This window comes from Streptomyces sp. V1I1, from assembly GCF_030817355.1.
Taxonomy (GTDB): domain Bacteria; phylum Actinomycetota; class Actinomycetes; order Streptomycetales; family Streptomycetaceae; genus Streptomyces.
On sequence record NZ_JAUSZH010000001.1, the window covers coordinates 5,389,377 to 5,403,907 of the forward strand.

Genomic DNA, 14,531 nt, shown 5'->3' on the forward strand with positions numbered 1-14,531 from the left:
CAACACGTACTGGGTACACGTACGAGGTCATGGTGCCGGAGAGACGGGGAATGCCGTAGCTTCCCGACGCTCACCAGACTATACCCCTAGGGGGTATTAATGCGAACCCGGCGCCGCGTTTCGCCGCTCCGTCGTGGCGGTCACGGCTTCGCCGACGATCGGGTTCAGGTACCCGAACATGACCTTCTTGACTTCTGCGATGTACGCCTGCCGCTCCTCGCCCTCGTGGGTGAGTACCAGATCCAGGCCGGCCTTGAAGATGGCGAAGATCGTGGCGGCGGTGCGGGAGAGCTCGGCGGGCGGGGCGTCGGGGAGGTAGCCCGCGATGATCTCCTCGATCCGGGTGAGCAGCCCCGCGTGCAGCGCGTTGAACTCCTGGGTGATCTGGCCGGGGATGTCGGGGCCGTGCATCAGGACGGCGAAGGCCGGGTTCTCGTGGTTGAACGCGAAGAGTGGATCGAGGACCGCGTCGAGCAGCTCGTCGAGCGGGAGGTTGAGGTTGGCGGCGGTCAGTGCCGCGCCGTGGGACTCGCGCCACTGCTCGAGGAGCCGGCCGCCGAGCTCGACGGCGATGGCCTCCTTGTTCGGGAAGAACTGGTAGAGCGTGCCCGGGGAGACGCCGGCCTCGCGGGCGATGGCGTTGGTGCTGGCGGCGGTGTAGCCGCTGCTGCAGAAGACGTTCGCGGCGGCTTCGAGGAGCTGGGCGATACGGCGCTCGCCACGGGCCTGACGGCGGCGCGGCTTGGCGGTCCGGGGGGCTGTCCCGGCGGCTTTGGCGGCCCCGGAGGCGCTGCTGGTCCCGGGGGCTTTGGCCGCCCCGGAGGTGCTGCTGGTCCCGGAGGCTCTGCTGGCCCCCGTGGTCGAGGCCGGTCCGGAAGTTCCCTTGGCCGCGGCGGCCGCAGCGATGGCAGTCGTCGCGGCGGGCTCCGGCGTCGTGGGCTGCGGCACGTGAAATCCCCAGCTTTCCTGGTGCGGTTGACAAACGCGAGTGGTCACTCGCATTCTTGATTAATGCGAGCGACAGCTCGTGTTTGCCAGTCTATGGCAATGGTCGACTCATGCTGCCTGCCGGGAAGCCTGCGCATGGGCCACGGTGAAGGGGACACCGCACCATGTCTGAAGTCAACAGCCCGCCGCCGGTCGGGGGATGGACCCGCTTCGTCACCGCGCGGCCGCGGCTCTCGCTGCTGGCCGCCCTGGTGCTCACCGCACTCGCCGTGTTCGCCGGCAGCGGGGTCGCCGAGCGCATGGGCAGCGGCGGCTGGGAGGACCCGGCCGCCGAGTCGACGTATGCGACGGCCGCGCTGGAGCGGGAGTTCCCCGCATCGCAGCCGAATCTGCTGCTGCTGGTGGACAGCGGGCGGGCGAGCGTCGACGCCCCCGCGGTCGCAGCCGAGGGGCGACGGCTGGCGGAGCGCCTCGCCGCCGAGAAGGACGTCACGGGTGTCGGTTCGTACTGGAAGACCGGCTCACCCGCACTGCGCGCCGAGGACGGTCGGCAGGCGCTGATAACGGCCCGGATCGAGGGTGACGAGAAGGCCAGGGCCGAGGTGCTGGAGCGGATCGCGCCCGACTTCCGGGGTGCGCACGGCCCGGTGGAGGTCTCGATCGGCGGCCCCGTCGCCGTGCAGCACGAGATGACGACGATCATCCAGGAGGACCTGCTGCGGGCCGAGCTGATCGCCCTGCCGGTGACGCTGGTGCTGCTGGTGATGGTCTTCGGCAGCGCGATCGCGGCACTGCTCCCGCTGGGCGTCGGCATTATCGCCATCCTGGGGACGAATGCCGTGCTGCGCGGCATCACCGAGTTCGCCGATGTCTCGGTGTTCGCGCAGAACCTCACCACGGCTCTGGGCCTCGGACTCGCCATCGACTACGCCCTGTTCATCGTGCGCAGATTCCGGGAGGAACTGGGGGCGGGGGCCGAGGTGCGGGAGGCGGTGGGCATCACCCTGCGCACCGCGGGCCGCACGGTTCTCTTCTCCGCGCTGACCGTGGCCGTGTCGCTGGCGGCGATGCTGGTCTTCCCGCAGTACTTCCTGCGCTCCTTCGCCTACGCCGGGATCGCGGTTGTGCTGCTTGCCGCGGCCGCCGCGCTGATCCTGCTGCCGGCCGCGCTGATGCTCCTGGGCCACCGGGTCAATGCGCTGGATCTGCGCCGCCTCTTCCGGCGGGGCCGGGGCAAGGCCGGCGCATCGTCCGAAGAGGCGGGCGCGGACAGGGAAGCGGCCGGTGCCGGGTGGGCCAGGGTCGCGGCCCTGGTGATGCGCCGGGCTCCGCTGTTCGCCTTCGCCACCATCTCCGGTCTGGTGCTGCTCGGACTGCCCTTCCTGGGCGTGAAGTTCGGCACCCCCGACGATCGCCAGCTGCCGTCGACCGCCGAGTCCCATGTGGTCCAGCAGCAGATACGGGACGGCTTCCCCGGGAGCCCGGCCGGCGGCCTCGCGGTGGTCGCCCAGGATGCGGACTCCGGCGAAGCCGCGACGACGCCCGCCGCGTACGCCGAATACCGCGACCGCATCGCCGACCTTCCGGGGGTGCTGCGGGTCGACGGTCCCGTTGCCTCGGGCGGAACCGCCTACTTCACGGTGCAGCCCAAGGGCGAGGCGGTGGGGGAGGAGGCGCAGCAGCTCGTCCATGAACTGCGCGACGTCCCGGCCCCGTTCGATACCTCGGTGACGGGCAGGGCCGCGGTGCTGGAGGACTCCAAGGCCGCCATCGCCGACCGGCTGCCGCTGGCGCTCGCCATCATCGCCGTGGTGACCCTGCTGCTGGTCTTCCTGCTCACCGGCAGTGTGCTGATCCCGATCCAGGCGGTCGTGCTCAACGCCCTCAGTCTGACGGCGATGTTCGGCGCGGTCGTCTGGGTCTTCCAGGACGGCAACCTCTCCGGGCTGCTCGCCTTCACCTCCACCGGTGACATAGAGACGACGCTGCCCGTGCTGATGTTCTGCATCGCCTTCGGGCTCTCCATGGACTACGGCGTCTTTCTGCTCTCCCGCATCAAGGAGGAGTACGACCGCACCCACGACCATGAGCACGCGGTGAGATTCGGCCTCCAGCGCACCGGCGGGCTCATCACCGCGGCGGCCGTGATCCTCGCGGTCGTGATGGTGGGCATTGGCACCTCACGGGTGACCAACACGAAGATGCTCGGTCTCGGAATCGCGCTGGCCGTGCTGATGGACGCCATGGTGGTCCGCAGCCTGCTTGTCCCCTCGGTGATGAAGCTGATGGGCGCCTCGACCTGGTGGGCGCCCGGCCCGCTGCGCCGGTTCCATCAGCGATTCGGGCTGAGCGAGGGGGAGATATCGCAGCCCGTGCCACCGCGGCCGGATTCGGACTCGGACTCGCAACCGGACTCGGAGCAGAAGCCGGACCCGGGCCCTGAGCCGGACTCGGAGCAGAAGCCGGCCCCGGGCTCAGAGCCGGACCCGGGCCCGGAACCCGACCCGGACCCGGACCCGGGCGGGGTGCGGGACAGCGTCAGGGCCTGACACCGCGGCGGACCGCCCACTCCCGGGCGCGCCTCGCGGGGGCTCAGTCCCTGCGGCTCCTGTTCCCGGGGCGATTGGCCACCCAGATGCGGATCGTGTCCGCGTACCAGTAGGGCTTTCCCGCCTCCACGTGGTCGGGCGGCGGGAGAAGGCCGTGCTTGCGATAGGAGCGGACCGTGTCCGGCTGCACCCGGATGTGCGCGGCGATGTCCTTGTAGGACCAGAGTCTTCTGTCCGTCATCTGTGTGGCACCTCCGTGCGTGCGCGGCAGCGGCGGCGCGGGGGGCCGTCGGGGGAGCTGCCGCGCGGACGCTGGCGATCACTGAGCTGTACCCGTTGAACGACTGCGAGGGGAGCGAGGGGAGGGGCTGTTGATCGACTGTGACGGAAGACTCGCAAAACGGGGACATGCGAAATGAGGCGGCAACAACCCACACGGAAGTGGCGTGTTCGCGTCAGGCACCACAAGAGCGCAGGAAACCGCGGGTCCGCCGGGCGATAGGGAAGGGTTTGTCCGGCGGGCAGGGGTACATGTCCTGCTCGACGATGGCGAAGAGTTCGACGTCCAGCGCCTGGGCCGCGGCCAGTACGGGCTCCAGCGCAGGTACTCCGGCCGGCGGTTCGCACATCACGCCCCGGCCGACCGCAGGACCGAACGGCACCTCGTCCGCGACGACTTCGGCGAGGATCTCCGGGTCCACCTGCTTGAGATGGAGGTAGCCGATCCGCTCCCCGTAGGTCTCGATCAGCTTGACGCTGTCGCCGCCGCAGTAGGCGTAGTGCCCGGTGTCCAGACACAGGGAGACCAGTTCGGGATCGGTGGCGTCGAGGAACCGGCTGACGTTCTCCTCGCTGTCGATATGGGTGTCCGCGTGCGGATGGACGACGATCTTCAGTCCATACCGCTCGCACACCTCTCGGCCCAGCCGTTCGGTCTGGGCGGTGAGATCGCGCCACTGCGCGGGGGTGAGGGTGCGGTCCTCCAGCACCTGGCCAGTTTTGTCGTCGCGCCAGAAGGAGGGGATGACGACCAGATGCTCCGCGCCCATGGCCCGGGTCAGCGCGGCGATGTCGGAGACATGCGCCCAGGTCTTGTCCCAGACGGCCGGCCCGTGGTGCAGCCCGGTGAAGACCGTTCCCGCCGAGACCTTCAGGCCGCGCCGGGCCGTCTCCTCGGTGAGGCGGGCCGGGTCGCTCGGGAGATAGCCGTACGGGCCGAGCTCGATCCATTCGTAACCGGCACTCGCGACCTCGTCGAGGAAGCGCTGCCAGGGAACCTGCTGGGGGTCGTCGGGGAACCACACCCCCCAGGAGTCGGGGGCCGAGCCGACCCGGATGCGGTTCAGGGAGGGGACGGATGAGGTCATGCGGACGAGCTTTCCGGCCGCCGCGGAAGGGTGTCAAGGCTTCGTCCGAATGTAAGGACAAAATGTTGACAGGGTTCAGGAAGGAGCACTACACCTGGGGACAGCCGGCGTCGAACCGAAGGGACGCGCATGCCTCAGCCGTACGACGTGATCACGATGGGCCGGATCGGGGTGGACCTGTATCCGCTGCGGACCGGGGTCCCGTTGGCGCAGGTCGACACGTTCGGGAAGTTCCTCGGCGGCTCGGCCACGAATGTCGCGGTCGGGGCGGCCCTCGGCTCGGCCGGCGGACGGCGGTGATCACCCGCACCGGCCAGGACGCCTTCGGGGACTATCTCCACCAGGCGCTGGGGGAGTTCGGGGTCGACGACCGCTGGGTGACCGCGGTCGCCGCCTATCCGACCCCGGTCACCTTCTGCGAGATCTTCCCGCCGGACGACTTCCCGCTCTACTTCTACCGGCAGCCGAAGGCCCCCGACCTCGAGATCCATGAGCACGAGCTGGACCTCGCGGAGATCCGCGCGGCGCGCGTCTTCTGGATGACCGGGACCGGCCTGTGCGCGGAGCCGAGCCGTACGGCGACGCTGGCCGCGCTCGCCCACCGGGACCGGTCCGGCATCACGGTCTTCGACCTCGACTGGCGGCCGATGTTCTGGGGGGACCCGGCCGAGGCGCGGGCGTACTACGCCGAGGCCCTGGCGCACGCCACCGTCGCTGTTGGCAATCTGGAGGAGTGCGAAATCGCCACCGGCGAGCGCGAGCCGTACGCCGCGGCCCGCGCGCTCCTTGCCGCCGGGGTCGAGCTCGCCGTCGTCAAGCAGGGTCCCAAAGGTGTTCTCGCCGTACACCGGGACGGGACGCAGGCCGAGGTCCCGCCCGTCCCCGTCGAGGTGGTCAACGGGCTTGGTGCCGGGGACGCGTTCGGCGGGGCGCTGTGCCACGGGCTGCTCTCCGGGTGGGAGTTGGAACGCATCATGCGGTACGCCAACGCCGCCGGAGCCATCGTCGCCGCCCGCCTCGCCTGCTCCACCGCGATGCCGTACGCCGCCGAGGTCGACCAGGTCCTGACCGGCGGCCCGGTCCCGCCGTCCCCGACCCCGCCGCCCGCCGCACCGCCCGCGCCCGCCGCCCCGTCCCCGACCCCGCCGCCCAGCGCACCGCCCCCGCCGTCCCCGGTCCCGACACCCGCCGCGCCGTATCGGCACGGCGACACACCTCCGCCCGGAGCCGCTTCGTGAGCCGCGTCGACATCGCCGAGCTCGTCGGGATCCGCACCCGCCATCCCGAGGCCGTCGCCGAGGCCGCCACCCGGCGGCGCAGGCGACCCCGGCTCATCGGCGACAGCGGGCGCCTGATGATCATCGCCGCCGACCACCCCGCCCGCGGCGCCCTCGCCGTCGGGGACCGTCGCTTCGCCATGGCCAACCGGCTCGATCTGCTCGAACGGCTCTGCCTGGCCCTCTCCCGTCCCGGCGTCGACGGCGTCCTCGCCACCGCCGACATCCTCGACGACCTGCTGCTCCTCGGCGCCCTCGACGACAAGGTCGTCATGGGTTCGATGAATCGCGGGGGCCTCGCGGGCGCCGCGTTCGAGCTCGACGACCGGTTCACCGGACACCGCGCACAGGACCTGGACCGGCTCGGATTCGACGCGGGCAAGCTGCTGCTCCGTATCGACTACCAGGACCCCGCCTCCCTCGACACGCTGCACTCCACCGCCCGCGCCGTCGACGAGATGGCTGCGCGTCAGCTTCCAGTTTTCATAGAGCCGTTCATCTGTCACCGGATCGACGGCCTGCTCCGCAACGATCTCAGCGCCGAAGCAGTCACCCGGTCGATCGCCATCGCGTCCGGGCTTGCCGGCACCTCCGCGTACTCCTGGCTGAAGGTCCCCGTCACCGACGACCCCGACGACATGGCGGCCGTGATGGAGACCTCGACCCTGCCCGCGGTCCTTCTCGGAGGCGAGATCGGCGACGACCAGCACGGCGCATACGAGAAATGGCGTGGTGCGCTGCAACTGCCCACCGTGCAGGGACTGGTGGTGGGACGGTCGCTGCTCTATCCGGTCGACGGTGACGTCGCCGGGGCGGTCGATACGGCCGTCGGACTGCTGTAGGGGGTACGGAGAAGTCATGAGCGACCACGACGACCAGAAGCAGTACGTGCCGGCGGGGAGCGCGGCGAGCGGTCCCTACGCCCTCCGGATCGACCCCGAGCAGGCCGGCTGGGGTTACTCCAGCCTCCGTGTACTGGAGCTGGAGCCCGGCGGCTCGCACTCCCTCGCCGCCGGGGAAAGCGAGTGGATCGTGCTCCCGCTCACCGGCGGTTGCACGGTGCGGACGCAAGGCGAGATCTTTGAACTGCAGGGCAGGGAAAGCGTGTTCGGCGGAGTGACGGACTTCGCCTACGTACCGCGCGATGCCCATGCACAGATCGCCTCCGGTGCGGGAGGCCGCTTCGCCCTGGCAGGAGCGAAGTGCGAGCGACGACTCCCCGCTCGCTACGGCCCCGCGCCGGAGGTACCGGTCGAGCTGCGCGGCTCGGGCAACTGCTCGCGCCAGGTCAACAATTTCGCGGCCGCGGACACCTTCGCCTGCGACAAGCTGATCGCGGTCGAAGTGCTCACCCCTGGCGGCAACTGGTCCTCGTACCCCCCGCACAAGCACGACGAGCACCGCCCGGGCGTCGAGTCCGAGCTCGAGGAGATCTACTACTTCGAGATCGACCGCGGCGGCATGGGCTACCACCGGGTCTCCCCGTCCCGTCCCGGCGGTACGGACGTCCTCGCCGAAGTCCGCACCGGCGACGCCGTCCTGATCCCCGACGGCTGGCACGGCCCGTCCATCGCCGCGCCCGGCCGCGACATGTACTACCTGAACGTCATGGCAGGTCCGGGCGACAAGCGCGAGTGGCTGATCTGCGACCACCCGGACCACGGCTGGATCCGCGACACCTGGCCGACGCAGCCCGTCGACCCCCGACTGCCCCTGTACGAAGCCGACGCCAAGGAAGGCCCCCGATGAGCAGTACGCGCCGACTCACCGTCGCCCAGGCCCTCGTCGCCTTCCTGGCCCGCCAGTACACCGAGCGCGACGGCCGCCGCCACCGCCTGATCAACGCCACCTGGGGCATCTTCGGGCACGGCAATGTCGCCGGACTCGGCCAGGCGCTCCTCGAGTCCGGCGCGTCCGCCACGTCAGCCACACCCGGCGCGTCCGCCGCCAACATGCCGTACTTCCAGGGCCGCAACGAACAGGCCATGGTGCACGCCGCCGTCGGCTACGCCCGCCAGTCCCGCCGCCTCTCCGCCCACGCCGTCACCACCTCCATCGGCCCCGGCGCGACCAATCTCGTCACCGGCGCCGCGCTCGCCACCATCAACCGGCTGCCGGTCCTGCTGCTGCCCGGCGACGTGTTCGCGACCCGCCCCGCCGACCCGGTCCTCCAGCAGCTCGAAGTCCCGTACGCAGGCGATGTGTCGGTCAACGACGCGCTGCGCCCAGTCTCCCGCTACTTCGACCGCGTCACCCGCCCCGAGGCGCTGATCCCGGCCGCCCTTCAGGCCATGCGAGTGCTCGCCGACCCCGCCGCCACCGGCGCGGTCACGCTCGCGCTGCCGCAGGACGTGCAGGCCGAGGCGTACGACTGGCCGGAGGAGTTCTTCGCCGAGCGCGTCTGGCAGGTGCGCCGGCCCCGGCCCGACCTGGACGCGCTCGACGCGGCGCGCCGTGCGCTGACCGCGGCCCGCCGCCCCCTGATCGTTGTGGGCGGCGGCGTCCACCACAGCGAGGCCGAGGAAGCCCTGCGGTCCTTCGCCGACGCGACCGGCATCCCGGTCGCCTCCACCCAGGCGGGCAAGGGCTCGCTGCCCCACGACCACCCCTGCGACGTCGGCGGCATCGGCCACACCGGCACCGCCACGGCCGACGAACTGGCTCGTACCGCCGATCTGGTGATCGGTGTCGGCACTCGCTGGTCCGACTTCACCACCGCCTCCGCGACCCTCTTCCAGAACCCGGCCGTCCGGTTCCTGAACATCAACGTCACCGCCTTCGACGCCCACAAGATGTCCGGGCTCTCACTCGTCGCGGATGCCCGCACCGCCCTTGAGGAGCTGGCCGGCGCGCTGGGCACGCGCTTCCATGTGGAGCCCGCGTACGAGACGGAGTACGCCGACGACAAGGAGCGCTGGGAGCACCGCGTCGACGCCGCGTACGAGGCCGAGGACCTGGACACCCGCCCCACCCAGCCCCAGGTGCTCGGCGCACTGGACACGCTGGTCACCGGCGACGACATCGTGATCAACGCCGCGGGCTCGCTCCCGGGCGACCTGCACAAACTGTGGCGCGCCCGTTCCGCCGACCAGTACCACGTCGAGTACGGCTACTCCTGCATGGGATACGAGATCCCCGCGGCCATCGGCGTGGGGATGGCCGCGCCCGGACGGCCCGTCTGGGCGCTCGTCGGCGACGGTACATATCTGATGAATCCCACCGAAATCGTCACGGCAGTCCAGGAGAACATCCCGATCAAAGTGGTCATCCTGCAGAACCACGGGTACGCCTCCATCGGAGGCCTTTCCGAGTCGGTGGGTGCGGAGCGCTTCGGCACCGCCTACCGCCACCGGGCCGACGACGGTACGTACACCGGCGCCCCGCTCCCCGTCGACCTGGCCGCCAACGCCGCCTCGCTGGGCATGCGTGTGATCCGCGCCAAGACGGTGCGTGACCTGCGCGAAGCCCTCGCCGAGGCACGGGCGTCAGACGTTCCCACAGGTGTCTACGTCGAGACCGAAACGGCAGACACTGTGTCGGGCGCGCCTCCCGCGCAGGCGTGGTGGGATGTTCCGGTGGCCGAGACCGCGACCCGCCCGTCGGCGGTCAAGGCCCGGGAGGAGTACGACCGGCAGGTCGCAGCCCGACGCCGCCATCTGTGACGCCGCCATCTGTGAAGGAGCACGAAATGAAGACCGTCAACCACTGGATCGGTGGCAAGACCGTCGAGGGCGCGTCCGGCAACTGGGGCCCGGTCACCGACCCGGCGACCGGCGCCGTCACCACCCAGGTCGCGCTGGCCTCGACCGAGGAGGTCGACACGGCCGTCACAGCGGCGAAGGAGGCGTACGCCACCTGGGGTACGTCCTCGCTCGCGCAGCGCACCGGCATCCTTTTCCGCTATCGCGCGCTCCTCGACGCGCACCGCGACGAGATCGCCGCGCTGATCACCGCCGAGCACGGCAAGGTCCACTCCGACGCGCTCGGCGAGGTCGCCCGCGGCCTGGAGATCGTGGAGCTGGCCTGCGGCATCACCACCCAGCTCAAGGGTGAACTGTCCACCCAGGTCTCCAACCGGGTCGACGTGTCCGCGATCCGCCAGCCGCTCGGCGTCGTCGCGGGCATCACGCCCTTCAACTTCCCGGCGATGGTCCCGATGTGGATGTTCCCGCTGGCCATCGCCTGCGGAAACACCTTCGTACTGAAGCCGAGCGAGAAGGACCCGTCGGCGTCCAACCTGCTCGCGGAACTGGCCGCCGAAGCGGGCCTGCCCGACGGCGTGCTCAATGTCGTCCACGGCGACAAGGTCGCGGTCGACGCGCTGCTCGCCCACCCGGACGTCGCCGCGGTCTCCTTCGTCGGCTCCACCCCGATCGCCCGCTACATCCACACCACCGCCTCCGCCAACCACAAGCGCGTCCAGGCGCTCGGCGGCGCGAAGAACCACATGTTGGTTCTCCCGGACGCGGACCTGGACGCGGCCGCTGACGCTGCGGTCTCCGCCGCGTACGGCTCCGCGGGCGAGCGCTGCATGGCGATCTCCGCGGTCGTCGCGGTCAGCTCCATCGCCGACGAGCTGGTCCAGAAGATCCGCGAGCGCGCCGAGAAGATCAAGATCGGCCCCGGCAACGACCCGGACTCCGAGATGGGCCCGCTGATCACCAAGGCCCACCGCGACAAGGTCGCCTCCTACGTCACGGGCGCGGCGGCCCAGGGCGCGGAGGTCGTCCTGGACGGCACCGGCTACACGGTCGACGGCTTCGAGGACGGCCACTGGATCGGCCTTTCGCTCCTGGACCGCGTCTCGACCGACTCGGACGCCTACCGCGACGAGATCTTCGGCCCGGTGCTGTGCGTGCTGCGCGCGGAGACGTACGAGGACGGCGTGGCCCTGATCAATGCGTCCCCGTTCGGCAACGGCACCGCCGTCTTCACCCGCGACGGCGGCGCGGCCCGCCGCTTCCAGCTGGAGATCGAGGCCGGCATGGTAGGCGTGAACGTCCCGATCCCGGTCCCGGTGGGCTACCACTCCTTCGGCGGCTGGAAGGACTCGCTCTTCGGCGACCACCACATCTACGGCAACGACGGCGTGCACTTCTACACCCGCGGCAAGGTGGTCACCACCCGCTGGCCGGACCCCTCGGACGCCCCGGCGGGCGTGGACCTGGGCTTCCCCCGCAACCACTGACCGCCCACCACGCACCCGGCCCGTACGGAACCTTCATCCGTACGGGCCGGGTCCGTTTCAGGGCTGCTCACCCAACTCACTGAAAAGAGAACGCAGTTCACGTGCGGTGCGCCGGGTCACGGCCTCGCCGAATGGGAGAGCAGATTTACCCTAATTCCTATTTATTTGTCATCCAGGTGGCCGACAGCGGGCGGGGCACGGTTGTCGTTGAGAGGTCTGTGAAAACGCCTATCGCACAGCCTCAATTGCTCAACTCGCATTCCGAGGGATCGCTCCTGCGGCCCATGAACACCAGCGCAGAAGGTGCCGCCGCCCTGGTCCGGCCGTGGAACCCGGAACTGGCGGACTTCATGGCGGCCATGGAGCAGATCGAGGCCGATTACGCCCGTCGCTCCCCGGCGTGACCGCCGCGCGTGCGCTCGCACGCTACAGCTGCGGCCAGCTGCGGGAGCGGCCTCAGCCTCTACCTCCTACATCGTCCACGGCAGGAACCACATGCATGACAGATATGACCAGTTCGGGACGTACGGTGTTGCTGCTGAGCAATACGGCGAGGCGTACGCCACCCTCCCCGGCCAGTGGGACGGCTACCCTTCCGCGTTCGTGCAGGAACCAATCTCCGCCCCGGACCTAGATGTTCTGCAGGGGCGCTGGGAACCGGACGTCGAACTGACGCAGCTGCTGCAGGAAGCCCCCGAACCCCTGGACCTGCCGAAGCCGGTCATGGAACTGCGGCCCCCGACGATCGGCCCGTCCTGCCACCGTCGGCGCCCGATGCACAAGGTGAAGACGAGAGCGTGGACGCTCACTCGCAACCAGTCCCTCAGCTACGCCATCGCAGCGGTGAGCACGGTCATCATTGCCATGGTGAGCGTCCTCGGGGGCTTGTTCACCCACGACATCCTGCGACAGGTCGCTGTCCCCGGTGGTGCCCACGGCCTGGCTCCCTGGTGGCCGATGCTGGTGTACGGACCGTGGATGGTCGCATCCCTCTCGATCCTGCGCGCCGCGCTGCACCGCCGCAGCGCTCCGCACTCCTGGGCCTTCGCCGTGCTCTTCTGCGGAGTCGCCGTTCTTACGTGCATTGCCGAGGCGCCCAGGACCGTCAGCGGAGCGGCCGTCGCCGGTCTCCCCGCCCTCGCGTCCATGGTCTGCTTCCATCAGCTCGTACGCCACATCACCCTCACCCGACCGGCACACGACCGGGCAGGCGGCTGGTGCAAAGGCGCGCGCCCTTGCATGGGTCATGAGCATTCGGAGTCGCAGTAGGCGAAGCCGGCAAGCACGATGCTGTCCGAGGAGCGCCCGTACCCGGATGGGAAGGCGCTCCTCGGGCATTTGCCCGGCCGGAAGAGCGGGTCTGCCGGAAGAGCGGGTCTAGAACAGCGAGTACAGCAGCTTGTTCGGTGACCCGGTCCGCGGGTCCTGGACCTTGCCGCTCGTCGCGTTGTTCACCAGTGCGTCCCGGACCTGCGCCGGGGTGGCGGTGGCGTGCGTCGACAGATAGAGCGCCGCGACGCCCACCGTGTGCGGGGTGGCCATCGACGTGCCCGAGATCGTGTTCGTCGCCGTGTCGTTGTCCTTCCACGCCGAGGTGATGTTCACGCCAGGCGCGAACAGATCGAGGCACGTCCCGTAGTTCGAGAACGACGCCCGCCGGTCGGAACTGTCCGTCGCGCCGACCGTGATCGCCTCGGGGACGCGGGCCGGCGAGTAGTTACAGGCGTTCGCCGGCAGACCGAGGATGATGCCGTTGCCCGCGGCGATCGCGTAGCTGACGCCCGAGGCGATGGACTTCTTCACCGCGTTGTCCAGCGACGTGTTCGCGCTGCCGCCCAGGCTCATGTTCGCCACAGCCGGCTTCTTGGCGTTGGCAGTCACCCAGTCGACGCCGGCGATGACCCCCGCCGTCGTGCCGGAGCCGCTGCAGTCCAGGACCCGTACGGCGATGAGCTTGACGCCCTTGGCAACGCCGTATGTCTTGCCGCCGACCGTGCCCGCGACATGCGTGCCGTGGCCCTGGCAGTCCTGGCCGTTCTGGCCGCCGCCCACCGTGTCCGTGCCGACGCTCGCACGGCCGCCGAACTCGCTGTGCGACGTGCGGATCCCGGTGTCGATGATGTACGCGTTCACATTCGACGCGGATGTGTTGTATGTATACGACTTCGACAGCGGCAGATTCCGCTGGTCGACGCGGTCGAGGCCCCAGGTCGCGTTGGCCTGGGTCTCGTTCAGGCGGACCGTGGAGTTCTGCTCGACGTACGCCACACGCGGATCGGCGGCAAGCTCTGCCGCCTTCGCGCGGGACATCGTCGTGGAGAAGCCCTCAAGGACGCTGCGGTAGGTGTGCTTCGGTGTGACGCCCAGATCGGCGGCGCGCGTAGAGCCGTCCTTCAGGACGACAATCCAGCTGTTCTGTATGGCAGTTGCAGTGGGAGCGAGACGGAGATCGCCGATGGTCGCGCTCTGCGCGGTGGGGGAGGCGGCGAACTGGAGACCGGCCGCAAGGGCGACTGCGGGTATCAGCGCCCCATAGCGGCGGGCAGTGCTTCTCATCTCGTGCACCTGACCTTTCGTTGACCGGAGGACGGGCAAGTACGGTCGTGCATGGTGTCAGGAGGTGCATATGCGCTGACCAGGGTCTCGTGACGTGACCTGCGACACAAGAGAGCGGAATGTGTAAGACATGGCGGGACGCCGGATTGTGAAGACCCATCAGGCCGGGTGGAAACGATACGGAATGCCGGATTCCGGAGGCTACGTCTGAGGAAAGTCCCAGGTGAGCATCGCGAACACACCGTCGTCCTTCGCTCCCGCCGAGCGGTACGTCGCGAGCGCCGGGTCGTTGTCCGTGTCCACGCCGACCCACATGTCGTAGCAGCCCCGCTCCCGCGCCACCTTGAGCAACGCCTCGACCAGCGCCCTTCCGATGCCGCGCCTGCGGTACGCCTCGTCCACCGACAGCTCGTACAGGCACATCTCCGAGCCCTTGTCGGGATGGAGCATCTCGATGCCCGACACCATCCCGGCCGGCGCCCTGTCCACGTACGCGATCAGCATCAGATGCCCGGGGGAGGCCAGGAAGCGCTCGGCCCACTCCGCACGCGCCGGGCCGTCGTAGAGGTGCTCGGCCGCGGTGAGCTCGGCGACAGTCGTCGCGCGCCGGATGTCCATACGGGTCCCTTTCCTGGCCCTTTCCCTA

General features: G+C 69.9%; 11 protein-coding genes and 1 pseudogene. 7 read left to right on the top strand and 5 right to left on the bottom strand.

What is annotated here, in order from left to right; genetic code table 11:
- Positions 1–96 precede the first annotated feature (96 nt).
- Positions 97–948, bottom strand: coding sequence for a TetR/AcrR family transcriptional regulator (locus QFZ67_RS25515; protein WP_307663399.1), 852 nt, complete (start codon positions 946–948; stop codon positions 97–99).
- Positions 949–1,112: 164 nt separating this feature from the next.
- Between QFZ67_RS25515 and QFZ67_RS25520 the strand changes: the two genes are divergently transcribed.
- Positions 1,113–3,497 (top strand): MMPL family transporter, encoded by a 2,385-nt coding sequence (locus tag QFZ67_RS25520; RefSeq protein WP_307663400.1) that lies wholly within the window; start codon positions 1,113–1,115, stop codon positions 3,495–3,497.
- A gap of 43 nt (positions 3,498–3,540) precedes the next feature.
- Here QFZ67_RS25520 and QFZ67_RS25525 read toward each other — a convergent pair whose 3' ends face one another.
- A complete protein-coding gene (locus QFZ67_RS25525; protein ID WP_307663401.1) occupies positions 3,541–3,738 on the bottom strand; it encodes an AlpA family transcriptional regulator in 198 nt (65 codons plus the stop codon).
- A 214-nt stretch (positions 3,739–3,952) separates the two neighbouring features.
- Positions 3,953–4,864 carry a sugar phosphate isomerase/epimerase gene (locus QFZ67_RS25530; protein ID WP_307663402.1) on the bottom strand — a complete coding sequence of 304 codons (912 nt, stop codon included), beginning with the start codon at positions 4,862–4,864 and terminating at the stop codon, positions 3,953–3,955.
- 129 nt (positions 4,865–4,993) lie between these two features.
- Between QFZ67_RS25530 and iolC the strand changes: the two are divergent.
- From iolC to QFZ67_RS25560, 6 genes and pseudogenes are all read left to right on the top strand, one after another.
- A pseudogene (iolC, locus tag QFZ67_RS25535) lies at positions 4,994–6,102 on the top strand (5-dehydro-2-deoxygluconokinase).
- Positions 6,099–6,983 (top strand): deoxyribose-phosphate aldolase, encoded by an 885-nt coding sequence (locus QFZ67_RS25540; protein ID WP_307663403.1) that lies wholly within the window; start codon positions 6,099–6,101, stop codon positions 6,981–6,983. Before iolC ends, QFZ67_RS25540 begins: the two are co-directional and overlap by 4 nt.
- Before the next feature lie 16 nt (positions 6,984–6,999).
- Positions 7,000–7,890, top strand: a complete 891-nt coding sequence (gene iolB, locus QFZ67_RS25545) for a 5-deoxy-glucuronate isomerase (RefSeq protein ID WP_307663404.1) — start codon at positions 7,000–7,002, stop codon at positions 7,888–7,890.
- The gene (gene iolD / locus QFZ67_RS25550; RefSeq protein ID WP_307663405.1) at positions 7,887–9,803 is read left to right on the top strand and encodes a 3D-(3,5/4)-trihydroxycyclohexane-1,2-dione acylhydrolase (decyclizing); all 1,917 of its coding nucleotides are present in this window, start codon (positions 7,887–7,889) and stop codon (positions 9,801–9,803) included. Before iolB ends, iolD begins: the two co-directional genes overlap by 4 nt.
- Positions 9,804–9,829: 26 nt before the next feature.
- Complete coding sequence (locus QFZ67_RS25555) at positions 9,830–11,329, top strand: CoA-acylating methylmalonate-semialdehyde dehydrogenase (RefSeq protein WP_307663406.1); 1,500 nt, start codon at positions 9,830–9,832, stop codon at positions 11,327–11,329.
- Positions 11,330–11,824: 495 nt separating this feature from the next.
- Positions 11,825–12,598 (top strand): DUF2637 domain-containing protein, encoded by a 774-nt coding sequence (locus tag QFZ67_RS25560; RefSeq protein ID WP_307663407.1) that lies wholly within the window; start codon positions 11,825–11,827, stop codon positions 12,596–12,598.
- Between the two features lie 108 nt (positions 12,599–12,706).
- Here QFZ67_RS25560 and QFZ67_RS25565 read toward each other — a convergent pair whose 3' ends face one another.
- Both QFZ67_RS25565 and QFZ67_RS25570 read right to left on the bottom strand, forming a co-directional pair.
- Complete coding sequence (locus tag QFZ67_RS25565) at positions 12,707–13,894, bottom strand: S8 family peptidase (RefSeq protein WP_307663408.1); 1,188 nt, start codon at positions 13,892–13,894, stop codon at positions 12,707–12,709.
- Positions 13,895–14,086: 192 nt separating this feature from the next.
- Positions 14,087–14,503, bottom strand: a complete 417-nt coding sequence (locus QFZ67_RS25570) for a GNAT family N-acetyltransferase (protein WP_307663409.1) — start codon at positions 14,501–14,503, stop codon at positions 14,087–14,089.
- Positions 14,504–14,531: the final 28 nt, after the last annotated feature.

Excerpts from the sequence above, each read along its gene's own strand:
- QFZ67_RS25520 (WP_307663400.1), top strand. The coding sequence starts at position 1,113 with ATGTCTGAAGTCAACAGCCCGCCGCCGGTCGGGGGATGGACCCGCTTC.
- QFZ67_RS25525 (WP_307663401.1), bottom strand. The coding sequence starts at position 3,738 with ATGACGGACAGAAGACTCTGGTCCTACAAGGACATCGCCGCGCACATC.
- QFZ67_RS25530 (WP_307663402.1), bottom strand. The coding sequence starts at position 4,864 with ATGACCTCATCCGTCCCCTCCCTGAACCGCATCCGGGTCGGCTCGGCC.
- iolB (WP_307663404.1), top strand. The coding sequence starts at position 7,000 with ATGAGCGACCACGACGACCAGAAGCAGTACGTGCCGGCGGGGAGCGCG.
- iolD (WP_307663405.1), top strand. The coding sequence starts at position 7,887 with ATGAGCAGTACGCGCCGACTCACCGTCGCCCAGGCCCTCGTCGCCTTC.
- QFZ67_RS25555 (WP_307663406.1), top strand. The coding sequence starts at position 9,830 with ATGAAGACCGTCAACCACTGGATCGGTGGCAAGACCGTCGAGGGCGCG.
- QFZ67_RS25560 (WP_307663407.1), top strand. The coding sequence starts at position 11,825 with ATGCATGACAGATATGACCAGTTCGGGACGTACGGTGTTGCTGCTGAG.
- QFZ67_RS25570 (WP_307663409.1), bottom strand. The coding sequence starts at position 14,503 with ATGGACATCCGGCGCGCGACGACTGTCGCCGAGCTCACCGCGGCCGAG.